The organism is Streptomyces lacrimifluminis, assembly GCF_014646095.1.
GTDB classification, from domain to species: domain Bacteria; phylum Actinomycetota; class Actinomycetes; order Streptomycetales; family Streptomycetaceae; genus Streptomyces; species Streptomyces lacrimifluminis.
Window position 1 is genome coordinate 15,525 of sequence record NZ_BMMU01000019.1, and the last position, 23,545, is coordinate 39,069.

Annotated in this window: 19 protein-coding genes; 4 read left to right on the forward strand and 15 right to left on the reverse strand. The window is 71.1% G+C overall.

The genetic code is table 11. The annotated features are described in order from the left end of the window. Nucleotides 1-75 precede the first annotated feature (75 nt). From IEY89_RS25525 to rimP, 9 genes are all read right to left on the reverse strand, one after another. Nucleotides 76-1,023 (reverse strand): bifunctional riboflavin kinase/FAD synthetase, encoded by a 948-nt coding sequence (locus tag IEY89_RS25525; RefSeq protein ID WP_189149837.1) that lies wholly within the window; start codon nt 1,021-1,023, stop codon nt 76-78. 184 nt (nt 1,024-1,207) lie between these two features. Beyond that, nucleotides 1,208-4,900, reverse strand: a complete 3,693-nt coding sequence (locus tag IEY89_RS25530; protein ID WP_189149838.1) for a trypsin-like peptidase domain-containing protein — start codon at nt 4,898-4,900, stop codon at nt 1,208-1,210. A gap of 267 nt (nt 4,901-5,167) precedes the next feature. Beyond that, nucleotides 5,168-6,076, reverse strand: a complete 909-nt coding sequence (truB, locus tag IEY89_RS25535; protein ID WP_189149839.1) for a tRNA pseudouridine(55) synthase TruB — start codon at nt 6,074-6,076, stop codon at nt 5,168-5,170. Beyond that, a complete protein-coding gene (rbfA, locus tag IEY89_RS25540) occupies nt 6,073-6,516 on the reverse strand; it encodes a 30S ribosome-binding factor RbfA (RefSeq protein WP_189149840.1) in 444 nt (147 codons plus the stop codon). The genes truB and rbfA overlap by 4 nt, the downstream gene beginning before the upstream one ends. 70 nt (nt 6,517-6,586) lie before the next feature. After that, entirely contained in the window at nt 6,587-6,880 is a 294-nt protein-coding gene (locus IEY89_RS25545; protein ID WP_189149841.1) for a DUF503 domain-containing protein, read from the reverse strand. Between the two features lie 258 nt (nt 6,881-7,138). Beyond that, nucleotides 7,139-10,312 carry a translation initiation factor IF-2 gene (gene infB / locus IEY89_RS25550; protein WP_189149842.1) on the reverse strand — a complete coding sequence of 1,058 codons (3,174 nt, stop codon included), beginning with the start codon at nt 10,310-10,312 and terminating at the stop codon, nt 7,139-7,141. Between the two features lie 147 nt (nt 10,313-10,459). Beyond that, nucleotides 10,460-10,738, reverse strand: coding sequence for a YlxR family protein (locus IEY89_RS25555; protein WP_189149843.1), 279 nt, complete (start codon nt 10,736-10,738; stop codon nt 10,460-10,462). A gap of 101 nt (nt 10,739-10,839) precedes the next feature. After that, nucleotides 10,840-11,850: a transcription termination factor NusA gene (gene nusA, locus IEY89_RS25560; RefSeq protein ID WP_189149844.1), complete on the reverse strand. Its 1,011-nt coding sequence runs from the start codon at nt 11,848-11,850 to the stop codon at nt 10,840-10,842. Between the two features lie 2 nt (nt 11,851-11,852). Beyond that, complete coding sequence (gene rimP / locus IEY89_RS25565) at nt 11,853-12,371, reverse strand: ribosome maturation factor RimP (RefSeq protein WP_189149845.1); 519 nt, start codon at nt 12,369-12,371, stop codon at nt 11,853-11,855. Nucleotides 12,372-12,586: 215 nt separating this feature from the next. Here rimP and IEY89_RS25570 point away from each other — a divergent pair, with 215 nt between their 5' ends. Genes IEY89_RS25570 through IEY89_RS25580 form a run of 3 tightly spaced genes read left to right on the forward strand, consistent with a single transcriptional unit; the run spans nt 12,587 to nt 14,585 of the window. Further along, on the forward strand, nt 12,587-13,135 hold the full coding sequence (locus tag IEY89_RS25570; protein WP_189149846.1) for a hypothetical protein: 549 nt from the start codon (nt 12,587-12,589) through the stop codon (nt 13,133-13,135). Beyond that, the gene (locus IEY89_RS25575; RefSeq protein WP_229695421.1) at nt 13,132-13,629 is read left to right on the forward strand and encodes a ferritin-like domain-containing protein; all 498 of its coding nucleotides are present in this window, start codon (nt 13,132-13,134) and stop codon (nt 13,627-13,629) included. The genes IEY89_RS25570 and IEY89_RS25575 overlap by 4 nt, the downstream gene beginning before the upstream one ends. A gap of 41 nt (nt 13,630-13,670) precedes the next feature. After that, nucleotides 13,671-14,585, forward strand: coding sequence for an aminoglycoside phosphotransferase family protein (locus tag IEY89_RS25580; RefSeq protein ID WP_189149847.1), 915 nt, complete (start codon nt 13,671-13,673; stop codon nt 14,583-14,585). Nucleotides 14,586-14,890: 305 nt separating this feature from the next. On the opposite strand, the gene IEY89_RS25585 is transcribed toward IEY89_RS25580, so the two are convergent. The 6 genes from IEY89_RS25585 to dxr form a co-directional block, all read right to left on the reverse strand. Further along, on the reverse strand, nt 14,891-16,597 hold the full coding sequence (locus tag IEY89_RS25585) for a proline--tRNA ligase (protein ID WP_189149848.1): 1,707 nt from the start codon (nt 16,595-16,597) through the stop codon (nt 14,891-14,893). Between the two features lie 94 nt (nt 16,598-16,691). Continuing rightward, nucleotides 16,692-17,267 (reverse strand): GNAT family N-acetyltransferase, encoded by a 576-nt coding sequence (locus IEY89_RS25590; protein ID WP_189149849.1) that lies wholly within the window; start codon nt 17,265-17,267, stop codon nt 16,692-16,694. A 97-nt stretch (nt 17,268-17,364) separates the two neighbouring features. After that, the gene (locus IEY89_RS25595) at nt 17,365-18,219 is read right to left on the reverse strand and encodes a GNAT family N-acetyltransferase (RefSeq protein WP_189149850.1); all 855 of its coding nucleotides are present in this window, start codon (nt 18,217-18,219) and stop codon (nt 17,365-17,367) included. A 266-nt stretch (nt 18,220-18,485) separates the two neighbouring features. Beyond that, nucleotides 18,486-19,643 (reverse strand): flavodoxin-dependent (E)-4-hydroxy-3-methylbut-2-enyl-diphosphate synthase, encoded by a 1,158-nt coding sequence (gene ispG, locus IEY89_RS25600; RefSeq protein ID WP_189149851.1) that lies wholly within the window; start codon nt 19,641-19,643, stop codon nt 18,486-18,488. Between the two features lie 613 nt (nt 19,644-20,256). Next, entirely contained in the window at nt 20,257-21,564 is a 1,308-nt protein-coding gene (locus tag IEY89_RS25605) for a M50 family metallopeptidase (RefSeq protein WP_506004850.1), read from the reverse strand. Next, a complete protein-coding gene (dxr, locus tag IEY89_RS25610; protein ID WP_189149852.1) occupies nt 21,561-22,826 on the reverse strand; it encodes a 1-deoxy-D-xylulose-5-phosphate reductoisomerase in 1,266 nt (421 codons plus the stop codon). Before dxr ends, IEY89_RS25605 begins: the two co-directional genes overlap by 4 nt. 157 nt (nt 22,827-22,983) lie before the next feature. Between dxr and IEY89_RS25615 the strand changes: the two genes are divergently transcribed. After that, nucleotides 22,984-23,436: a lamin tail domain-containing protein gene (locus tag IEY89_RS25615; protein WP_189149853.1), complete on the forward strand. Its 453-nt coding sequence runs from the start codon at nt 22,984-22,986 to the stop codon at nt 23,434-23,436. Nucleotides 23,437-23,545 lie beyond the last annotated feature (109 nt).

Sequence of the window (23,545 nt, forward strand, 5' to 3'; positions counted from 1 at the left end):
CGGGCACCGGCCGCCTTCTCTTGTGTACCTACCTGCCTACTGCCTACCCACTACCTGCTCGGCACCTGGTCGGCACTACTCCGCCGCCGCGATCAGCTCGCGGCACTTCTTCACGTCCTCGGACATCTGGACGAGCAGCGCGTCCAGCGAGTCGAATTTGGCCTGGCCGCGCACGAACGCCAGGAAGTCGACGGCCACGTGCAGGCCGTACAGATCGAGGCCGACGCGGTCGATGGCGTACGCCTCCACCGTCCGTTCCGTGCCGTCGAACTGCGGGTTCGTGCCGACGGAGATCGCGGCCGGCATCTCCTCGCCGTCCGCGTGCAGCCAGCCCGCGTAGACGCCGTCGGCCGGGATCGCGGTGTGGGGCAGCGTCTCGACGTTGGCGGTGGGGAAGCCGAGTTCACGGCCCCGCTGCGCGCCACGGACCACAATGCCCTCCACCCGGTGCGGGCGGCCGAGGATCTCACCGGCACCCCCGACGTCACCCTCGCCGACCAGGCGCCGCGTCAGCGTGGACGAGAACGGCTCGCCGCCGCCCGCCTCGCCCGACACGTACAGGTCGACGACCTCGACCTCGAAGTCGTAGGTGCGGCCGAGTTCGGTCAGGAACTCCACGTTGCCGGCCGCCTTGTGGCCGAAACGGAAGTTCGGACCCTCGACGACCGCCCGGGCGTGCAGCTTGTCGACCAGGACCTTGACCACGAAGTCGGCCGGCGAGAGCTTCGAGAACTCCTTGGTGAACGGGAGGATGAGGACGGCGTCCACACCCAGCTCGGCCATCAGTTCGGCACGGCGGTGGTGCGGAGCCAGCAACGGCGGGTGGCTGCCGGGGCGCACGACCTCGCTGGGGTGCGGGTCGAACGTGACGACGACCGAGGGAACGCCCAGCTCGCGGGCGCGCTCCACGGCGTGCCGGACGATCAGCTGGTGTCCGCGGTGGACTCCGTCGTAGGAGCCGATGGTGACGACGCTGCGTCCCCAGTCCTCGGGGATGTCCTCCAAACCACGCCAGCGCTGCACTGTGACCGCTCCTCGTCGAACCCGTGTCCGTGTCGCCTCTTACGCAGGCCTTCTTACGCAGGTCTAAGGGTGCCATGCCGAACGCACCCCGCTCGCACCGGCATGGAGGCTGTGACGGGGCGCACGTGACCAATTGTCGGCTGTTGCCTCGAACCGTGCCTCAGCGCATGCCTCGGAGCGTGCCCTATGCGGGGACTCCTACCCCCGCCAGGTTCTCGATCATGCGGCGGGTGCTGGGGCCGACCACGACCGCCCACTCCCCGGGAGTGTCGGCCAGCCAGCCCGCCACCAGCACCGCGAATCCGGGCACCCGCCTGGCCAACTCGACCAGGACACAGTCGAAGCGCGTCGCACCGTTCGGAGTGCGTACGAGGAGCAGTCCGCAGCGGTGCACCAGGCCCCGGGTGCGCAGCTCGCCGTGGCGGATCGCGCCCTCCGCGGTGGCGCGGAGCAGCGCGTCGAGGACCGTGGGGTCGTGTTCCCGGGTCAGGAGGGCCTCGAGGAGTTCGTGGCGGAGGGCGTGGGAGGCGGGCGCCCCGGGCGCGGCCAGCACGGTCGCCAGGGCCGCGCGCACCGGCGCCGGGCCGCCGTCGAGGAGGCCGGTGACCAGCGGAAGGAGTACGGGCCGGACGGTGGGGCCGTGGTCCAGGCGCCGGTCGACGTACGCGGCCAGGTGCCCGGCGGTCTCCGGGTGCCGCTCCACCACCTCCCGTACGAGGGCGGCGACCCGGCGGGCCAGGACCGGGTTCGTGACGTCGGCGAGGGTGCGCAGGGCGTCGCCCGCACCCGGCCCGAGCAGCCTGGTCCGGAACGCGTCGAGGACCGGCTCCGGGTGGGTCGCGAGGGCGGCGACCAGGGCGCTCGGCGGCAGCTGCGGGTCGCCCGACGCGAGGTGCCGCAGCGCCTGCGGGAGATGGCGGTCGCGGGTACGTGGATCACGGACGAGGAACGCGAGCGCACCGCCGTGCAGGGCGCAGTCGGCGGGACGGGCGAGCAGGGCGAGGGCCGCGTAACGCAGGAGGTCGCGATCGGCCTCCGTGCGCACATGGGGTGCGGCCCACGGCCCGTACGCCACCGCCGCGACCCGCCGGGCAGGCCGCTCGTCGTGCGCCCACCGGTTCACGGCCCGGCAGACGGCCGACGGCTCCTCCTCGGCGAGCACGGAGAGGAGTTCGTCACCCCGCCGGTGCGCACTGTCGACAAGCACTTCGATCAGGTCGTCCAGCGCCCGGTGGCGGTGGGTGTGGAGCAGGGCCTGGGCGGCCGTCGCCACCGTCGCGTCCGGCGTCGCGGGCAGCGGACGCTCGTCGTCGAACCAGCGGGCGAGGAGCGGCTGTACGGCGGTGGGGTCGTCGGCGAGCAACTGGGCCACGGCGTCCAGGTAGCGGGGCTGGTCGGACCGGGCCGGGGGTTCGTCGCCGACGACGAGTCGGCGGAGCAGGTCGAAGCGGGCGACCTCGGGGAGACGGAGCACGGTCCAGAAGGAGGGGCCCAACTCCGGCGGCACCGTCCGGTTGCGTCGGCGGCGGGCCACGATGTGGTCGGCGAGGAGGCGCAGGACACCGGTGTACGGCGTCGCGTCGGGGACGTGGCGGAGCACTTCCGTGAGGAGGCGGGTCGCCCACCAGCGGGAGGCCGGCGGGCGGGGGGCGGCCCCGGAGTCCAGTGCCTGCACCAACTCCCGCAGGCGGTCCGCCAGTTCGGGGGCTCCGTGCTGGCGGGCGAGGAGCAGCAGCGACTGGACCACCGGCCCGATGCGGTGGTGCGGTACGGGGACGGGCGCCGTGTCCTCGTCGTTCTCCCGGCGACGACGGTGGACCAGGGCTTGCAGGGCCTCGTCCAGGTCCAGGTGCGTGCCCTGGATCCAGTCGGCGAGTTCCTCGTGGGCGAAGCGGTAGCCGGTGCCGGCGGGCACGAGGAGTCCCTCGGTGAGGACTGCGGAGGCCCAGCCCGTGCCGCCGCCCAGACGGACCGGTGCGGGGCCCCAGGGGAACACGGACTCGAAGGACGCGCGGTCCAGCTCGCCCTGTCCGGGGCCCAGGCTGCGGCGGGCGGCCTCGTGGACCTGGCCGGAGACCTTGGCGGCGAGTCGGCGTACGGGCGTGCCGCGCAGGCCGTTCTCGGCGGCGAGGCGGACGGCGATGCGGAGGCACATCAGGTCGAGGTAGGCGGTGAAGACGTCGTGGCGGTCCAGGCGGGGGGCGGTGGGGGTGCCGGGGAGGGCGGGGAGGGCGGCGCGGACCTCGGAGAGGAGGCGGAGGGTGAGGGGGTGGCGGGCGTCCTCGGGGGTGAGGGCGGTCGGGGGGATGGCGTAGCGGGCCTGGGCTTGGTGGGCTTCGGCCTCGGTGAGGTCGGTGAGGTGGAGGTGGTGCGGGGGGTGTGGTGGGCGTGGGAGTTTCTCGCCCCCGCCGCCCTTACCCGTCCCGTCCCTGGGGGCTGTGCCCCCAGACCCCCCAGTCGGCCCTGAAGGGGCCTCGTCCTCAAACGCCGGACGGGCTGGAGGTGCCGGCCGGGATGGAAATGGGCTTCCCGTCTGTTCCCAGTACTCCGGGCGGCAGGCCATCACCAGGCGGGCGTTCGTCTCCTGGAGCCATTCCTCCGTCGCCCTCGTCCAGTCGGGGGCTCGGTGGGCGAGACGTGGGGGCATTTCCTCGGGGCCGTCGAGGAGGAGCAGGAGGGGGCGGTCGGCGGCGTGGGCGAGGCGGGCCAGACGTTCCGGGGTGATGTCGCCCAGGTCGGTGCCGTACGTGCCCGACGTGGCCACGATCCGGCCCGCGCGGTCCAGCGCGCGGCGGGCCGCGTCCGCCACCGAGGTGTCGTCGTCGCGCAGGTCGGCGCCGCGCAGCCACAGGGTGGGGGCGGGTTCCGTGTCCCGGTGTCGGCGGGCGGCGAGGGCCGCGAGTTCCGTCGTACGGCCGCTGCCCGGGGCCCCGACCAGGCCGAGGACGACGGCCGAGGTCTCGCGCGCTGCGGTGAACGCCTTCAACTCCCTTGCCAGTTCCGTCCGTTCGACCGGCTCGACCGCACCCGCGTCCAGGCCGCCCGAGGTGCGGCCCACGAAGCCCGCCAGCGCGCCCGGCGGTCCGTCCGAGCCCACCGAGGTGGCCGTCAGTTCCAGGACGCCGGCGAGATTGAGGTCGGCGCCGTACGCGGGCACCGTCACCGCGTTGCGGGCGAGGAGGTCGGCGAGAGGACCGAACCCGTCCGCCCGCCGGCCGCGCAAGGGGAGCGCGAAACCGGCGGCGCGGTGTCCGGCCGGTTCTGCCGACCCGGTCGTGGGCCGCGGCAGCAGGGCGGTCCCCAGTACCCCCAGCACCGCGCCCGTCGTACGGTCGAGCACCGGTCCACCGGCCGCGCCGCCGCCCGGTCGCAGCGCGTCGCTGCCCGCTGTGCCGATCGCCAGCTCAAGGGCGTCGGGGAGGGGATGGAAGCGGTCCGTGGCCGTGTACGTGACGTCGGTCGTGCCGAGCACCCGCGCCTCGCGCCAGCCGCCCGCCGCGATCCGTACATACGTTCCGGTCGCGACGCGGTCCCGCGCGGAGACGGGGAGCGGGTCCGTGCCCAGTCCTTCGGTGTGCACAAGGGCCAGGCCGAGGGCCGGAAGGGGGGTCACGGCGTCCGCCGTGGACACCACACAGGTGCGGCCGGCCGCACCGCGCAGGACCAGCCGGGCCAGACCGTCGACCGCCTCGTGGCTGGTGATCAGCGTGCCGTGGTGGTCGGCCACGAACCCCGTGCCGCGAGGACGTCCGGCCAGGTCGCACACCTTCACGAGCGGCTCGTCGGCAGCCTCGCCCAGCACTTCGCCGTCCCGTGTCTCACCCGCGCCGGTCGACGGCCGACGGCCGCCCCCGGCGCGCGGGCCCCGTCCCGCCATCGTCGACCTCCCCGCCGAACACGCGAGCCTACGTACGCACGCGTCTACTGACGACCGTAGGCATCCGATGATCAGCAGGACAGAGCCTGCGACGAACGCGCCCCCTTCCGCCCCCTCGGTTCACTCCGAGCGCCTGCCCGGACGGGTGAATGAAGCGTGGGGGATGGATACACCTCTGGGTGGGGGAACCGAGGGGGAACCGTGGAGCGGCGGGAACGTGTCCCCGTGATCGTCGCTCCACGGCGCGGAACCTCGGACGAAGACGGCTCAGACGAAGACGGCGAGGCTCTTGGCCTTGCCCTTCTCCTCCTGGACCAGGGCGAGGAACTGCCCGGCGGGGTCGAAGACGGCCACGGCGCCCACACCCGTGTACTCCTCGGGCATCTCCAGCCGTACGCCGTTCGTCAGCAGCCGCGCCCGCCGCTCGTCCACGTCCCAGCGCGGGAACGCGGCGGTGGCCGCCTCGGCGATCGGCATCACCGTCAGCTCCTGCTGCAACCGGTCGAGCGTCCGGGCCCCGTCCAGCTTGTACGGGCCGACCCGCGTCCGGCGCAGCGCGGTGAGGTGACCACCGACCCCGAGGTCGGCGCCCAGGTCCCGGGCCAGCGCACGGATGTACGTACCGGAGGAGCACACCACCGACACGACCAGGTCGACTACGGGGGTGCCGTCGGCCGCGACCGCTGCCCGGACGTCGTACACCGCGAAGGAGGAGACGGTGACCGGGCGGGCCGGGATCTCGAACTCCTCGCCCTCCCGGGCCCGTTTGTAGGAGCGCACGCCGTTGATCTTGATGGCGCTGACCTTGGACGGCACCTGCATGATGTGGCCGGTCAGCTTGGCGACACCGGCGTCGACGGCTTCGCGGGTGACCCCGGAGGCGTCGGTGGAGGAGGTGATGTCCCCCTCGGCGTCGTCGGTGAGCGTGTTCTGTCCGAGGCGGACGGTGCCCAGGTACTCCTTCTCGGTCAGCGCGAGGTGGCCGAGGAGCTTGGTCGCCCGCTCCACCCCTAGGACGAGTACGCCCGTGGCCATGGGGTCGAGGGTGCCGGCGTGTCCGACACGGCGGGTCCTGGCGATCCCGCGCATCTTGGCGACCACGTCGTGCGAAGTGAAGCCCGACGGCTTGTCGACAATGACAAGGCCGTCGGGCGTCCCGGTGTTCTTCTGCGTCATTCGGCGGTGTCGTCCTCGTCCTCAGGCTTTTTGTACGGGTCCGCGTCGCCGGCGAACGCGGCGCCGGCGGACGCCTGTCGCACCTGCGCGTCGGAGGCACGGGCCTTGTCGAGGAGCTCCTCGATGTTCTTGGCGGTGTCCGGAAGGGCGTCCGCGACGAAGGCCAGCGTCGGCGTGAACTTCACACCGGCGGCCTGGCCTACGGCGGAGCGAAGGACGCCCTTGGCGCTCTCCAGACCGGCGGCAGCGGCTGCCCGCTCCTCCTCGTCCCCGTACACCGTGTAGAAGACGGTCGCCTCCCGGAGGTCCCCGGTGACCCGGGTGTCCGTGATGGTGACATGGGTGCCGAGCCTCGGGTCCTTGATCCCACGCTGCAGCTTCTTGGCCACCACCTCTCGGATGAGGTCAGCCAACCTCTTCGCCCGCGCGTTGTCGGCCACTGGTCCGTCTCCCGTTCTTTCTGTTCTGCGTCTCTGCGGTTCTGCGTTCTTGCAAGGCTGGTCTTCAGCTCTAGTCGTCGTCTCCGTGGAGGCGCCGTCGTACGGACAGCAGTTCCACCTCGGGGCGACCGGCGACCAGCCGCTCGCACTGGTCCAGCACATCGGTGATGTGCCCCACGTCCCCGGCCACCACCGCCAGGCCGATGCCGGCTCTGCGGTGCAGGTCCAGGTGTTCGACCTCGGCCGCGCTCACCGCGTACTTGCGCTGGAGTTCGGCGACGATCGGGCGGACGAGGGAGCGCTTCTCCTTCAGCGAGCGTACGTCGCCGAGCAGGAGGTCGAAGGACAGAGTCCCCACGTACATGTGTGTATCCGGATGACCCGCCGGTGCGGGATCGATGGCCCCGCCGACGGTATGGGCGGGGACATCGAGAACGGTACAACGAACGGGGCGGTGGCTCGACGGGATTGTTCTCGCCCCCGCCACCCCATCCTGCTGGGGCTCCGTCCGTGACCCCGCTCCTCAAACGCCGGAGGGGCTGAATGTCAGCCCCTCCGACAGACGGCCAACTGGCCGGCGGGGACTTCTCCCCGCCGGCCAGCTGGCACACGCACAACCTGCTCAGCCGCGCGGCTTCTCGCGCATCTCGTACGTCGCGATGACGTCGTCGACCTTGATGTCGTTGAAGTTTCCGAGGTTGATACCACCCTCGAAGCCTTCGCGGATCTCGGTGACGTCGTCCTTGAAGCGACGCAGACCGGAGATGGTGAGGCTCTCCGCGATGACCTTGCCATCGCGCAGCAACCGCGCCTTGGTGTTGCGCTTGACCTCGCCGGAGCGGACCAGCACACCGGCGATGTTGCCCAGCTTGGACGAGCGGAAGACCTCGCGGATCTCCGCCGTACCGAGCTCGACCTCTTCGTACTCCGGCTTGAGCATGCCCTTGAGGGCTGCCTCGATCTCCTCGATGGCCTGGTAGATCACCGAGTAGTACCGGACGTCCACGCCCTCGCGCTCCGCCATCTGCGCCGCGCGGCCCGCAGCGCGGACGTTGAAGCCGATGACGATGGCGTCGGAGCCGGTCGCCAGGTCGATGTCCGACTCGGTGACGGCACCCACACCGCGGTGCAGGATGCGGATGTCGACCTCTTCGCCGACGTCGAGCTGGAGCAGCGAGGACTCGAGAGCCTCCACCGAACCGGACGCGTCGCCCTTGATGATGAGGTTGAGTTCCTGCACCAGACCGGCCTTGAGGGCCTCGTCCAGGTTCTCCAGGGAGAACCGGACACCCCGGCGGGCGAAGTTGGCGTTGCGCTCGCGCGCCGCCCGCTTCTCGGCGATCTGACGCGCCGTGCGGTCCTCGTCGACGACCAGGAAGTTGTCGCCGGCGCCCGGGACGTTGGTGAGACCGAGGACGAGGACCGGGGTCGAGGGACCCGCCTCTTCCACGTTCTCGCCCTTGTCGTCGAGCATCGCGCGGACACGGCCGTACGCGTCGCCGACCACCATGGTGTCGCCGACCCGCAGGGTGCCTCGCTGGACCAGGACGGTCGCGACGGCGCCGCGGCCCTTGTCCAGGTGGGACTCGATCGCAATACCCTGCGCGTCCTGCTCCGGGTTGGCCCGCAGGTCGAGCGAGGCGTCCGCGGTGAGGACCACGGCCTCCAGCAGGCTCTCGATGTTGAGGCCCTGCTTGGCGGAGATGTCGACGAACATCGTGTCGCCGCCGTACTCCTCGGCCACCAGACCGAACTCGGTGAGCTGACCGCGCACCTTGGTCGGGTCGGCACCCTCGACGTCGATCTTGTTGACCGCGACCACGATCGGCACACCGGCCGCCTTGGCGTGGTTCAACGCCTCGATCGTCTGGGGCATCACACCGTCGTTGGCCGCCACCACGAGGATCGCGATGTCGGTCGACTTGGCACCACGGGCACGCATGGCGGTGAACGCCTCGTGACCGGGGGTGTCGATGAAGGTGATGCGACGCTCTTCGTCGTTGACGACGGTCGCGACCTGGTACGCACCGATGTGCTGCGTGATACCGCCGGCCTCGCCCGCGACGACGTTCGTCTTGCGGATGGTGTCGAGGAGGCGGGTCTTACCGTGGTCGACGTGACCCATGACGGTGACGACCGGCGGGCGGACCACCAGGTCCTCCTCGTCGCCCTCGTCCTCGCCGAACTCGATGTCGAAGGACTCGAGCAGCTCGCGGTCCTCCTCCTCGGGGCTGACGATCTCGAGGACGAAGTTCATCTCGTCCGCGAGGAGCCTCAGCGTCTCGTCGGAGACGGACTGCGTGGCGGTGACCATCTCGCCGAGGTTCATCATCACGCCGACGAGCGACGCCGGGTTGGCGCCGATCTTCTCGGCGAAGTCGGTCAGGGAAGCACCACGCGACAGGCGGACGGACTGTCCGTTGCCGCGAGGCAGCATGACGCCGCCGACCGACGGGGCCTGCATGGCCTCGTACTCCTGGCGCCTCTGACGCTTCGACTTGCGACCACGACGCGCGGGACCACCGGGACGGCCGAAGGCGCCCTGCGTGCCACCACGGGCACCCGGACCGCCGGGACGACCACCGAAGCCGGGACGACCGCCGCCGCCACCACCGGGACCACCGGGACGACCGGCGAAACCGCCGCCACCGCCACCGGGACCACCGGGACGGCCGGCGAAACCGCCACCGCCACCACCGGGACCGGCCGGACGACCGGCGAAGCCGCCGCCGCCACCGGGGCGACCGCCGCCACCGGCACCGGGACCACCGGGACGACCGCCGCCGCCACCGGGACCGCGGCCACCAGGGCCACCACCGGGACGCGGGCTGCCCGCTGCGGGACGCTGCGGCATCATGCCGGGGTTGGGACGGTTACCACCGGGGCCGCCACCGGGACGCGGAGCGCCACCGGGACCACCCTGCGGACGAGGCATGCCGCCCGGACTCGGACGCCCGCCGCCCGCGCCCTGCGGACGGGGAGCACCCTGGCCACCGCCGGCGCCCTGCGGACGCGGAGCGCCACCGGGAGCACCGGGGCCACCCTGGCCGCCGGGACGCGGGGCGCCACCCGGACGGGGCGTCTGCGGACGCGCCATCCCGGTGGAACCACCGGATGTGAAGGGGTTGTTGCCCGGACGCGGACCGGCCGGACGGGCACCGCCGGGACGCGGCGCGCCCTGGCCTGCCGGACGCGGGGCGCCCGGACGCTCACCACGGCCCTGGCCACGGTCCTGACCGCGGTCCTGACCCTGACCCCGGTCCTGACCGGGACCCGAGGGACGGGCGCCGGGACGCGGGGCACCGGGACGGGCAGCGCTGCTGGGACGCGGAGCCTGTGCGGCGGCCGGAGCAACCGGGGCCGACGGCGGAGCGGTGAACTCCGGCGTGGCCGGCGCGGCGACAACCGGCTTCGGCGCGGGCTTGGGGCCCGGCGTCGGACGTGAACCCTGGGCGGCCGGGGCGACCGGCGTAACCGGGGCACTGGGCGCACTCGGCGCGGCGGGCGCCGCAGGGCGCTCGGCCACGGCGGGCTTGGGAGCCGGCGGCCGCGGGGCGGCCGGACGGGCCGACTGCGCCGGGGAAGGCGCGCCGGGCTTGGGAGCAGCCTTGCGCGGGGCGCCGGGCTTGGCGTTGCCCCCGCCCTGGAAGGCGTCTGTCAACTTGCGTACTACTGGCGCCTCGATCGTCGAGGATGCCGATCGGACGAATTCACCGAGTTCCTGGAGCTTGGCCATGACGGCCTTGCTCTCCACCCCGAACTCCTTGGCGAGTTCGTATACCCGGACCTTAGCCACTTCGCTCCTTTTAGGTCCGGGTTGCGGCCGGACCGTCGCTACTTCATGGGCGTACTCATCGCGTGCTCATCGAGTGCTCATCGCAATCTCGACCTACTTCCAACTCGCGGGGGTACCAGAGCCGCACGGGGTTCCGCGCGACACGTTTTACGGTGTTTCCTGCTCGACGTACCGGCGCAACGCCACCACGTCGAGGGCTCCCTGGACACGCAGTGCCCGTGGGAATGCCCGGCGGCGGACCGCCAGGTCGAGGCAGACCAGGGCGGGGTGCACGTACGCACCCCGGCCGGGCAGCGTACCGCGATGATCGGGGACGCATTCACCCTCGACCGCCACGATGCGCAGGAGATCCTTCTTGGCCGCTCGCTCCCGACACCCCACACAGGTGCGTTCAGGGCATGCGCGGGCATGCGTCCGGCCAGACACTCCTAAGTCTACCTCCCCGCAGCGACCTCACCCCTTCGGGGCAAGAATCGAACGGCTGTTGTCGTGATCTCAGCCACTTGCGGCTTGGATCTATTCCCCCGCTAGTCCCGGGGCTGCTCAGCGGGCCGCTCGGACGGCTGCTCGATGTCCGGGCGGATGTCGATCCGCCAGCCGGTCAGCCGGGCCGCGAGCCGGGCGTTCTGGCCCTCCTTGCCGATCGCCAGCGACAGCTGGTAGTCGGGGACCGTCACGCGCGCGGAGCGGGCCGCCAGGTCGACGACCTCGACCTTGTTGACCCGGGCCGGGGACAGCGCGTTCGCCACCATGTCGGCCGGGTCGTCCGACCAGTCGACGATGTCGATCTTCTCGCCGTTCAGCTCGGCCATGACGCTGCGCACCCGGCTGCCCATGGGGCCGATACAGGCCCCCTTGGCGTTCAGGCCGCTGCGCGTCGACCGCACGGCGATCTTCGTGCGGTGACCGGCCTCGCGCGCGATGGCCGCGATCTCCACGGAACCGTCCGCGATCTCGGGCACCTCCAGCGCGAAGAGCTTCTTCACCAGGTTGGGGTGCGTGCGGGAGAGCGTGACGGAGGGACCGCGCACGCCCTTCGCCACGCGCACGACGTACGACCGCAGCCGCAGCCCGTGCTGGTAGTTCTCCCCGGGGACCTGCTCCTGCACCGGCAGGATGGCCTCCAGCTTGCCGATGTCCACGAGCACGTTCTTCGGGTCGCGGCCCTGCTGGACGACACCGGTGACGATGTCGCCCTCGCGGCCCGCGTACTCGCCGAGCGTCGCGTCGTCCTCGGCGTCCCGCAGGCGCTGCAGGATGACCTGCTTGGCGGTGGTGGCGGCGATCCGGCCGAAGTCCGACGGGGTGTCGTCGAACTCACGTGCCTCCTGCCCCTCCTCCAGCTCCTGGGGGTCCTCCTTCGCCCACACGGTCACATGACCGGTCTCCCGGTCGAGCTTCACGCGCGCGTGGCGGCGGCTTCCCTCGGTGCGGTGGTAGGCGATGAGGAGGGCCGACTCGATCGCCTCGACCAGCAGGTCGAAGGAGATCTCCTTCTCCCGCACCAAGCCCCGCAGGGCGCTCATGTCGATATCCACGGCTACGCCTCCTCTTCTTCCGTCATGTCCTGCTTGTCATGCTTGTCTTTGCGGTTGAACTCGACCTGGACGCGGGCCTTGTCGATGTCGGCGAAGGTGAGCCGGCGGGCGGTGGCCTTTCGGCCCTTCACGCCCGGCACTTCGAGGTCCATGCCCTCGTCGTCCACGGTCAGGATTCTGGCGACCAGTTCCTCGCCCTCGGCGAGCTGGAACCGCACCAGCCGCTCGACGGCACGGACGTAGTGCCGGTGCTCGGTGAGTTCACGCTCGGCGCCGGGGGTGCCGACCTCCAGGGTGTACTCCCCCGCGCCCATCGCGTCCGTCTCGTCGAGCTTCGCCGAGAGCGCGCGGCTCACATCGGCGATCGCGTCCAGGTCGGCGCCGTCGTCCGAATCGACGACGACCCGCAGCACTCTCTTGCGTCCGACGGAATCCACTGCGATCTCTTCGAGATCGAGACCCTGCGAGCTGACGAGCGGCTCCAGGAGCTCTCGAAGCCTCTCGCTCTGGGTGGTGCTCATCCGGGTGACTCCTCGGCCGCGTGTGCTGTTGTGGGTAGGTCGCGTGTCAGGTCAAAGGGTATCCGGTCCCGGGGGGTGTTGCCGTCCACCGGGACGCCGCCCGTCGCCCGGCTGCGCCGGTGGCGGGTGCCGGGCCGGGGCGCGGGTACGGTGATCACGGGCGTGCTGCCCTTCCCTGGTGTCCCGTTCGTACGAGCCCTCCGAGGACGTCTGCCGTGCCGTTCCCCCCACCGCCGCGCACCCCGCTGGGCGCTCCTCCGGGTCCGCGCCGAAGGACCCTGCTCGCCTCGGCCGCGGGCGCCGCCCTTCTCGTGGGCTGCACCACCGAGCCCGACACGACGGCCACGAGCTCCGGCAGCCCGTCGGCCGCCGAACGCACGCGCGCGCGTGCGGCACGCGACAGCACGGCGCTCGCACGGCAGTACGACACGGCCATCGCCGCGTTTCCGGTGCTGGCGGAGCGGCTGTCGGAGCTGCGGGCGGAGGTCGTACGCCACGCGGAGTCGTTCGGAGGCCGCGAGCCGACACCGACGCCCACGCCCACGCCCACCTCGGCATCCGCGTCACCTGCGGCTTCGGCGTCTTCTGCGGCGCCGACGAGCGAGCAGGACGCACTCGCCGGCCTCGCCGCCGCCGAGCGGACCCTCGTGGACCGGCGCACGAAGGCGCTTCTTGAGGCGCCGGGTGAGCTGGCGCGACTGCTGGCCTCGGTGGCGGCTGCCGGGGCGGCGCATGTGTACCTGCTGGCGGAGGGCGCGAAGTGACGGAAACGGTGTCGGAGAAGGCCGCGAAGGACACTGCCGAGTTGACCGCCCTCCAGGCCGCCCTGGGCGCCGAGCACGCTGCCGTGTACGGGTACGGAGTCGTCGGCGGGCTGATCGGTGAGGCCCGCCGGAGCGAGGCGCGGGCAGCGTACGACGCCCATCGCGCCCGGCGCGACGAGCTGGCGCGCGCCGTGCGGGCCCTCGGGGGCACGCCGGTGGCGGCGGCGGCCGGGTACGCCCTGCCGTTCCCCGTGTCGGACTCGGACGGCGCCGTCCGCCTCGCGGCCGAGCTGGAGGAGCGGGTCGCCGGGGTGTACTCCGACCTGGTGCGGGCAACCGGGGGCGAGCGGCGCCGGACGGGCGCCGAGGGGCTGAGAGAGGCCGCGGTGCGGGCGGTGCGGTGGCGGGGCGGGAGCGTACCCTTCCCTGGTCTTGCCGAGCGGTCCGGCTCCGCGTCGGCACCGGCCACGGCGTCGGCGACGCCCACGGCGTAGCCCGTACCGCATCCCGCGTACCGGAAGGAAACGACTCGCGCATGGCTTTCGAACCGCCGCCCCGTCTGGTGAGGGCGCTCGGCGAGACGCCACCGGACGGTGACGACTGGCTGGCGCGGCTGCCTGTGGAGGCTCAACAGGCCGTGGATCTACGCGTGTTGACCGTGGAACGGGTACAGCTTCCGGGCGGTCGCAGCAGCCTGGTGGTACTGGTGCGGCGGGCTGACGGTACGCCCGCCGTCCTGAAACTCGCGCCGCGCCGGGCCCGGCCGGAGAGCGAGCGGGCGGCGCTGGCGCACTGGGGCGGGGCGGGTGCGGTGCAGTTGCTGGAGCCGTCCAGCGGCTCCAGCGGCGAGGGTGTGCTGTTGCTCGAACGGCTGCATCCGGATGTGTCGGTGCGGTCACTGCCCGAGGCGAAGGCCCTGCTGGAGGCGGCGGGGACGCTGCGGCGGCTGTGGGTCGAGCCGCCCGTCGGCTCGGACGCGGTGTTCGAGACAGTGGCCGCGCGGACCGGGCGGCAGGCCGACGCGATGTCGGCGAGCGCCGGTGCGGATGCCGAGGTGGCGCCACTGGTCGAGGCGGCGCTCGCCGCGCGCGAGGAGTTGCTGGTCGCGCCGCCCGAGGCACGTTTGCTGCACGGTACGTTCCGGCAGAGCAAGGTGCTTGCCGCGGAGCGGGTGCCCTGGCTGGCGGTGGGGCCGGATCCGGTCGTCGGTGAGTGCGCGTTCGATTTGGCGCGGCTGGTTCGGGACCGGGTGGAGGATCTGATCGGCTCGTCTTCGGGGCCGGGGACCACCCGGCGGCGGGTGAAACGGCTTGCCGAGTCACTGGATGTGGATCAGGAGCGTTTGCGGGGGTGGACGTTGTTCCGGGCGGTGGAGTCCGGGGTCCGGGCGCTTCGGGTGGGGCGGCCCAAGGATGCGGAGTTGTTGCTGGAGTTCGCTGGGTGGCTCTGAGGTCCCGGAGCGGCTGCGGGCGGTGGGGCTTCTCACGCCCACGCGGCGGAACCGCAGTCGATGTACCGGTGCTCGAAACCGGACGTCGAGTCCGAGGTGCTGCTCGCGGTCGTCGTCGCGTCCGGCTCCATCGTGCCGACGAGGGCGAAGACCCCCGGCCGCCGCGGCCGGCGAGACCGCCGCCCCTGCGGCTCTCCGTCCCTGCCCCTGCTCCTGCTCCCTGACCGTCATGGCTGTTCCCCTTCGTGGGAGATGACCCGGTGTCATCTCCCACGCTCGGGGAACGGCCTGAAGGGCGGGATGAATCAGGCGGTGGCGGTCAGGCGGGCGATGGCTTCCTCGACCGTCAGTTCCTCGCGCTCGCCCGTCCGGCGGTCCTTCAGTTCGAGGACGCCCTCGGCCGAACGGCGGCCCGCCACCAGGATCTTCGGTACGCCGATGAGCTCGGCGTCCGTGAACTTGACGCCCGGGGAGACGCCGGCGCGGTCGTCGACCAGGACGCGGGCGCCGGCCGCGGCCAGCTTGTCGGAGACGTCGAGGGCCAGTTCGGTCTGGAGGGCCTTGCCTGCGGCGACGACATGGACGTCGGCCGGGGCGATCTCCTTGGGCCAGCACAGGCCCTGCTCGTCGGCGTGCTGCTCGGCGAGGGCCGCGACCGCGCGGGAGACACCGATGCCGTACGAGCCCATGGTCACGCGGACCGGCTTGCCCTGCTGGCCGAGGACGTCGAGGCTGAGGGCGTCGGCGTACTTGCGGCCGAGCTGGAAGATGTGGCCGATCTCGATGGCGCGGTCCAGCTTGAGGCCGGTGCCGCAGGCCGGGCACGGGTCGCCTTCCTGGACGACCACGGAGTCGATGTACTCGTCGACCTCGAAGTCACGGCCGGCGACGACGTTCTTCGCGTGCAGGCCCTCCTTGTTGGCGCCGGTGATCCAGGCGGTGCCGGGGGCGACGCGCGGGTCGGCGAAGTAGCGGACCTTCTCCAGGCCCTGCGGGCCGACATAGCCACGTACGAGGTCGTCGCGGCCCGTGAAGTCCTCGGCGGTGACGAGCTCGACGGCCGAGGGCGCGAAGTGCGCCTCGACCTTGCCCAGGTCGACCTCGCGGTCACCGGGGACACCGATCGCGACGATCTCGCCGTCCACCTTGACCAGGAGGTTCTTGAGCGTGGCGGAGGCGGCGACGTTCAGGTACGCGGCAAGCGTCTCGATGGTCGGGGTCTCGGGGGTCGGGATCTCTTCGAGGGCGGGAACGGCCGACCCGTCGACCGGCTGGAGCGCGTACGTGATCGCCTCGGTGTTGGCGGCGTAGTCGCAGTTGGGGCAGTCGGCGAAGGTGTCCTCGCCGGCGGCGGCCGGGGCGAGGAACTCCTCGGACTTGGAGCCGCCCATGGCACCCGCGGTGGCGGCGCAGATGCGGTAGTCGAGGCCGAGACGCGCGAAGATCTTCTGGTACGCCTCGCGATGCAGGGCGTACGACTTGGCCAGGCCCTCGTCCTCCGTGTCGAAGGAGTAGGAGTCCTTCATCAGGAACTCGCGGCCCCGCAGGATGCCGGCACGCGGGCGGGCCTCGTCGCGGTACTTGTTCTGGATCTGGTAGAGGATCACCGGCAGGTCCTTGTAGGACGTGCACTGGTCCTTGACCAGGAGGGTGAAGATCTCCTCGTGGGTCGGGCCGAGGAGGTAGTCGCCGCCCTTGCGGTCGTTCAGGCGGAACAGCTCGGGGCCGTACTCCTCCCAACGGCCGGTCGCCTCGTACGGCTCCCTCGGCAGCAGGGCGGGGAGCGTGACCTCCTGGGCGCCGATGGCGTCCATCTCCTCGCGGACGACACGCTCCACGTTGGCCAGGACCTTCTTGCCGAGCGGCAGCCAGGACCACAGGCCGGCGGCCGTACGGCGCACATAACCGGCCCTGACCAGCAGTTTGTGGCTGAGCACCTCGGCGTCGGCAGGGTCGTCACGCAGTGTCTTGACCATCAAACGGGACATGCGCTGGACCTGGGCCTGGGCCATGATTCTCGACTCCTGCTGCGTAAGGGTGATGGCAGGAGGTTAGCCGGGGGGTGCGGGACGGTGGAAATCGGTACGCCCGCCCGACGGCCGTTCCCTAGCGGCGGCGCAACGGAAGCGGGGCGCCCATCACCGCGTACGGCTTCGGGGCGCTGGGGAAGAGGACCTGGCGTGCCAGGTCCTCGTAGCCGAGGGAGTGGTAGAGGCCGCGGGCCGGGCTGTCGGTGTCGATCGCGGAGAGGATCGAGCGGGGTTCGGCGGCGGAGTCGGTGATCGCGGTGATGAGGGCGCGGCCGACGCCGAGGTTCTGGAAGGTCGGGTGGACGTGCAGTTCGGTGATCACGAAGGAGTCGTCGAGCCAGGCGTCGTGGCCCTGGCGGCGCAGATACGGTTCGACGACGGTGGACCACCAGTGCGTACGGTCGTTCGGCATGCCGTACACGAAGCCGGCGAGCCGTCCCTCGGGGGTGGTCGCGCCGAGCGCGCGGGCGCCGGGGTAGGCCAGATGCCGCAGGACGATCTGCCTGCGTACGGCGACCTCGTCGGCGCCGAGTCCGAACGCCACGGCCTGGACGGCGAGCGCCTCGTCGACCCGGGCGGCGAGGTCGAGGGGGCCGACGACCACGTCGTGGGGGCGGGGGTGACGGTGGTCCTGACCGGGGAAGCGCGGCATGTCGGGAGACTACAGGGGGTGCGGAGCGTCCTTGCGGGGCGCGGGCCGGATGTGGCTGAGCCCCCATCCCCGGAACGCTCGGGCAACGAGGGCCGTTTCAGAACAGGACGCTCATGAACGCTCCGACTTCCTGGAAGCCCACCCTCCGATATGTCCGGCGGGCGGAGGTGTTGAAGTCGTTCACGTACAGGCTGACCACCGGGGCCACCTCCGCGAGGGCGTAGCGCAGTACGGCGGCCATGCCTGGGGCGGCGAGGCCCTGGCCACGGTATTCGGGGGCCACCCATACGCCCTGGATCTGGCAGGCCTGCGAGGTCGCGGCGCCGATCTCGGCCTTGAAGGCGACCTTGCCGCGCTCGTCGAGGCGGGCGAAGGAGCGGCCGGAGCCGACCAGTTCGGCGACCCTGGCCTGGTAGAGAAGGCCGCCGTCGCCGGCGAGCGGCGAGATTCCGACCTCCTCGGTGAACATCGCCACGCACGCCGGCATGATCGTCTCCATCTCGTCCTTGAGTATGCGGCGGACGTATGGATCCGGGGTGACGAGGGCGGGGTCGGGCAGTCGGTCGGTGACCATGAGGGGCTGGTGGCGGCGGACCTCCCTGGCCGGGCCCCAGCTCGGTTCGAGCAGCCGCCACAGCTGGGTGGTGGCTTCGGCGGGGCCGACGATGGAGGAACAGCGGCGGCCCGCTCGCCTGGCCCGGTCGGCGAAGGCGCGTACGGCACGCGGGGTGGCGCAGATCGGGACGAGGTTGGCGCCCGCGTAGCAGAGGCTGGTGAGCATGCCGTCCTCGTACCAGCCCCACATCTCGCCGCCGAGGCGCCAGGGGTCGAGGCCTGCCACCTGGACACGGGAGGTCACGAAGGCGTTCGCGACCGGCTCGCGGCCGAGGACGGCGAGCGCGGCGTCCAGGTCGCCCGGGTCGAGCACCCGGGAGGTGGTCTGCGTCAACACTGCGGGGCCTCACCATGCGGTCTGCTGATCTCCGCACTGTACCCGCGGAAGCTGGGCGGCGTCGTCCCGTGTTCGCCGCTCGCTTGTCAGGGAACGTCGGCTTGGTTTGCCGTTCCTGGGGGCTGCGCCCCCAGACCCCCCTTCGGCCCTGAAGGGTCCTCGTCCTCAAGCGCCGGACGGGCTGGAAATGCGGGCCGGTGCCGATATCAGCCCCGGCCGGGGAATCCAGCCGCTCCGGCGTTTGAGGAGTGGGGGTTCGGGGCGGATCAGCCCGCCACGGACACCGACGGCTCCCCCGAAGCGATCCCGGCCGCCTCCATCTGTTCGGCGATCTTCATCGCCTCCTCGATCAGGGTCTCGACGATCTTCGATTCGGGGACCGTCTTGATGACCTCGCCCTTCACGAAGATCTGGCCCTTGCCGTTGCCGGAGGCGACGCCGAGGTCTGCCTCGCGGGCCTCGCCGGGGCCGTTCACCACACAGCCCATGACCGCGACGCGCAGCGGGACCTCCATGCCCTCCAGGCCGGCCGTGACCTCCTCGGCCAGCTTGTACACGTCGACCTGGGCACGCCCGCACGACGGGCACGACACGATCTCCAGGCCGCGCTGACGGAGGTTCAGGGACTCCAGGATCTGGTTGCCGACCTTGATCTCCTCGACCGGCGGCGCGGACAGCGAGACGCGGATCGTGTCGCCGATGCCCTCGCTGAGCAGCGCGCCGAAGGCGACGGCCGACTTGATGGTGCCCTGGAAGGCCGGGCCCGCCTCGGTCACACCCAGGTGGAGGGGATAGTCGCAGGCCTCCGCGAGCTGGCGGTAGGCGTTGACCATGATCACCGGGTCGTTGTGCTTGACCGAGATCTTGATGTCCCGGAAGTCGTGCTCCTCGAAGAGCGACGCCTCCCACAGCGCGGACTCGACGAGCGCCTCGGGTGTGGCCCTGCCGTACTTCTGGAGCAGCCGCTTGTCGAGCGAACCTGCGTTGACACCGATGCGGATCGGCGTGCCGTGGTCCTTGGCGGCGCGCGCGATCTCCTTGACCTGGTCGTCGAACTGCTTGATGTTGCCGGGGTTCACCCGGACCGCCGCGCAGCCGGCCTCGATCGCGGCGAACACGTACTTCGGCTGGAAGTGGATGTCGGCGATCACCGGGATCTGCGACTTGCGGGCGATGGTGGCGAGGGCGTCCGCGTCGTCCTGCGTGGGACACGCGACCCGCACGATCTGGCAGCCGGACGCCGTCAGCTCGGCGATCTGCTGGAGCGTGGCGCCGATGTCCGACGTACGCGTCGTCGTCATCGACTGGACCGACACCGGCGCGTCTCCGCCCACGGCGACCGAACCGACCTGGATCTGTCGGCTCTTCCGGCGTTCGGCGAGCTTGATCGGAACGGACGGCATGCCGAGAGAAATCGCAGTCATCTGCTGTGCAACCCCAAGTTGTGGTTCAAGGTCCGGTCCCGGGAACAGCGGGCTCCGGACTTCGAGATTACGGCACGTGCCCAGGCCCGAGCACATCCCGCAGGTAAACCCACTCATTGGGGAACGGCCGGGCGCGGCGAGGTCCTTCCGCTGCGCCCGGCCGCCGTGAACACCATGTGAACCCGAGATTTTCTGCCGGGTTCAGGCGTGCGACGGCCTGCCTCTCAAGCGGCGGCTCTGTCTTCCTGTGTGCCACTCACCATCTGCGGCCTCGACGTCAGACCTTTGATGCCGATCCTGTACGGCGGCAGCTTCGGCCCCACGGCGCAGGACGGTACCTGGCACCAGCGACGCCGACTGCACCGTGGTGTCGGCTTCCGTCCGTCGACGTCGCAGTTCCTGCTCCCATTCGTCCACCTACCGGCGGAGATCACGCAGAATCCCGAGACTGTGCCTCAACCGGCCGGACCCCGAGGTGTCGAGGCACCGCCGGGGTCGTCCACGAGCACGAGGAACGTACAGCCGCCCGACAATGAGACACGCGACGAGAACGGGGCTGTTCATCACGATGGGTGATGAACAGCCCCGTTCTCCTGGGTATCAGGCCGCGCCGTCAGCCGCTCAAGCGCACCGGGTTGACCACATCGGCCACCAGGACGAGGAGCGTGAAGCAGATGAAGAGTCCCGCCACCACGTAGGCGACCGGCATCAGCTTCGCCACATCGAACGGACCCGGGTCCGGGCGCTTCAGCACCTTCGCCGTGTTCCGGCGCAGCGACTCCCACAGGGCGCCCGCGACATGGCCGCCGTCGAGCGGCAGCAGCGGGAGCATGTTGAAGAGGAAGAGGGACAGGTTGAAGCCCGCCACCAGCATCAACGCCATCGCCAGTTGCTGGGTGGGCGGGATGTCCAGGGTGAAGATCTCGCCGCCCACGCGGGCCGCGCCGACCACGCCCATCGGGGAGTCCGCCGCGCGTTCGCCGCCGTCGAAGGCGGCGTTCCACAGGGCGGGGATCTTGCCGGGCAGGCCGGCGATCGAGTCGACGGCCTCGCCCATCCGGTCGCCCATCCAGGTCACCGAGTCGCCGAAGTCCTGGCGGACGACACCGCTGGCCGCGCTGAAGCCGAGGAAGCCGGCCGTGACGTACTGGCCCTCGACGATCTGGCCGCTGGAGTCCTTCTTCGCGACCTGGTTCGTGGCGATCTTCGCGTGGAGGGTGACCTGCTCGCCCTTGCGGTCGACGACGATCGCCACCTCCTTGCCGGGGTTGGCGCGGATCTCGTCCGAGAGCTTGTTCCAGGTGTCGACCTGGACCCCGCCGAAGGAGAGGATCTTGTCGCCCGCCTTGAGGCCGGCCGCCGCGGCGGGGGATGCCTGGTCCGTCTTGCGGCAGGCGTCGCGGCCCTCGCTCTGGGCGATGACGCACTGGGAGACCGAGCTGACGCTGGTGGTCTGCTGCGAGATGCCGAAGCCCATGAGCACGGTCAGGAACAGTGCCACCGCGAGGATCAGGTTCATGAACGGGCCCGCGAACATCACGATGACGCGCTTCCACGGCTTGCGCGTGTAGAACAGGCGCTTCTCGTCGCCCGGCTGCAACTCCTCGAAGGACTGGGCGCGCGCGTCCTCGATCATCCCGCGCCAGGGCGAGGTCGACCGGGCCTCTATCCGGCCGTCCGGGCCCGGCGGGAACATACCGATCATGCGGATGTAGCCGCCGAACGGGATCGCCTTGATGCCGTACTCGGTCTCACCCTTCCTGCGCGACCAGAGCGTCGGGCCGAAGCCGACCATGTACTGCGGAACGCGGATGCCGAAGAGCTTCGCGGTGGAGAGATGTCCCAGCTCGTGCCAGGCGATCGACACCAGCAGGCCGATCACGAAGACGACTATGCCCAGGACCATCATCAGTGTCGTCATGCACGGGCCTCCGCCGTTGTCTTCGTCTGTTGTGTCAATTCCCGGGCCCTCGCCCGTGCCCAGGACTCCGCTTCAAGGACGTCCGCGACGGTCAGGGAAGTTCCCGTACGAGGTGTGCCGTGCTCCTCGACCACCCGGGTCACGGTCTCCATGATTCCGTTGAACGGTAGCCCGCCGCTTCGGAATGCCTCCACGCACTCCTCGTTGGCGGCATTGAACACCGCGGGGGCCGTGCCCGCGAGCTGCCCGACATGCCGGGCGAGGCCGACCGAGGGGAACGCCTCGGTGTCGAGCGGGAAGAACTCCCACGTCGACGCCCTGGTCCAGTCGAACGCGGGTGCCGCGTCCGGGACGCGCTCCGGCCAGCCGAGGCCGATGGCGATGGGGCCGCGCATGTCGGGGGGCGTGGCCTGGGCCAGTGTCGATCCGTCCGTGAACTCAACCATCGAGTGGACATACGACTGCGGGTGCACGACCACCTCAATGCGGTCGAAGGGAATGTCGTAGAGGAGGTGTGCCTCGATCACCTCCAGGCCCTTGTTGACGAGCGTCGCGGAGTTGATCGTGATCACCGGGCCCATCGCCCAGGTGGGGTGCGCGAGCGCGTCCTCGACCGTCACATCGGCCAGTTGTGCCTTCGTACGGCCGCGGAAGGGGCCGCCCGACGCCGTGACCACGAGCTTGCGCACATCGGAGCGGGTGCCTGCCGCCAGGGCCTGGAACAGGGCCGCGTGCTCGGAGTCGACCGGGATGATCTGGCCCGGCTTGGCCAGGGCCTTGACCAGCGGGCCGCCCACGATGAGCGACTCCTTGTTGGCGAGCGCGAGCGTGCGGCCCGCCTCAAGGGCGGCGAGGGTGGGGGCGAGGCCGATCGATCCGGTGATGCCGTTGAGCACCGTGTGGCAGTCGGAGGCGGCGAGGTGGGTGGCCGCCTTCGGTCCGGAGAGGATCTCGGGGAGCGGCTCCCCGGCGCCGTACCGCGTGCTCAGGGCCTCGCGCAGGGCCGGTACGGCGTCCTCGCGGGCGACCGCGACCGTGCGCACGCTCAGCCGGTGCGCCTGCTCGGCGAGGAGCGCGACGCGACCGCCCGCGGCGGAGAGCCCGGTGACCCGGAAACGGTCCGGGTTGCGCAGCACGAGGTCGATGGCCTGGGTGCCGATCGACCCGGTGGAACCGAGGATCACCACGTCCCTGGCGCCGTCCCCGGCCACGGGGTCGAAGACGAGGTGCGGGTCTGCGAGTGGGGCTGGGCTGTCCGTCATCCCTCCATTGTGGCCGCTGCCACCGACAGCGAGGACAGGGCGTCCCTCGGGACGAATATCCATAAGCAAAACCTACATAAAGATCGTGTGATAACACTTCATTCCTGTACCGGTGGACGACCGGTCAGTCGTGGACGAAATCCTTGGGGGGATCTCGATGCGCATTCGACGCGCTGCCCTGCCCGCGCTCGCGGGCGCCGTTGCCCTGACCGGCGCGGTTCTCAGCACTCCGGCCGAGGCGGCCGGCGGGGTGGTCATCCGGCACGTGTGGTTCGACAGTCCGGGTTCGGACAACGGCTCCAACGCGTCCCTCAACGGGGAGTGGGTGGAGATCAAGAACACCAGCTCCGCGTCCATATCGCTCAAGGGCTGGATCCTGAAGGACGTCGCCAACCACAAGTACACCTTCGCCAACCTGAAGATCGGCGCGGGCAAGACCATGAAGATCCGCACCGGCAAGGGGACGGACACCGCGGCCACCAAGTTCCAGAAGCGTTCCTGGTACGTCTGGAACAACACCAGCGACACGGCGATCCTGACGAGAGCGAACGGGTCGAAGGTCGACGACTGCAAGTGGACGACCAGCGACCCGAGCGACAAGCGGTGTTAGCTCCGCTGGATGGGCGGTTCGTTGCCTGCGGCTAGGTGAGGGCTGTCGGCCCACGCTGCGGAGCCGCAGACCGACACAGCCCCGCGCCCCTTCGGGACGCGGGGCTTCG

Excerpts from the sequence above, each read along its gene's own strand:
- IEY89_RS25530 (WP_189149838.1), bottom strand. The coding sequence starts at position 4,900 with ATGGCGGGACGGGGCCCGCGCGCCGGGGGCGGCCGTCGGCCGTCGACC.
- truB (WP_189149839.1), bottom strand. The coding sequence starts at position 6,076 with ATGACGCAGAAGAACACCGGGACGCCCGACGGCCTTGTCATTGTCGAC.
- IEY89_RS25545 (WP_189149841.1), bottom strand. The coding sequence starts at position 6,880 with ATGTACGTGGGGACTCTGTCCTTCGACCTCCTGCTCGGCGACGTACGC.
- rimP (WP_189149845.1), bottom strand. The coding sequence starts at position 12,371 with ATGAGCACCACCCAGAGCGAGAGGCTTCGAGAGCTCCTGGAGCCGCTC.
- IEY89_RS25580 (WP_189149847.1), top strand. The coding sequence starts at position 13,671 with ATGGCTTTCGAACCGCCGCCCCGTCTGGTGAGGGCGCTCGGCGAGACG.
- IEY89_RS25585 (WP_189149848.1), bottom strand. The coding sequence starts at position 16,597 with ATGGCCCAGGCCCAGGTCCAGCGCATGTCCCGTTTGATGGTCAAGACA.
- IEY89_RS25590 (WP_189149849.1), bottom strand. The coding sequence starts at position 17,267 with ATGCCGCGCTTCCCCGGTCAGGACCACCGTCACCCCCGCCCCCACGAC.
- ispG (WP_189149851.1), bottom strand. The coding sequence starts at position 19,643 with ATGACTGCGATTTCTCTCGGCATGCCGTCCGTTCCGATCAAGCTCGCC.
- IEY89_RS25605 (WP_506004850.1), bottom strand. The coding sequence starts at position 21,564 with ATGACGACACTGATGATGGTCCTGGGCATAGTCGTCTTCGTGATCGGC.
- dxr (WP_189149852.1), bottom strand. The coding sequence starts at position 22,826 with ATGACGGACAGCCCAGCCCCACTCGCAGACCCGCACCTCGTCTTCGAC.
- IEY89_RS25615 (WP_189149853.1), top strand. The coding sequence starts at position 22,984 with ATGCGCATTCGACGCGCTGCCCTGCCCGCGCTCGCGGGCGCCGTTGCC.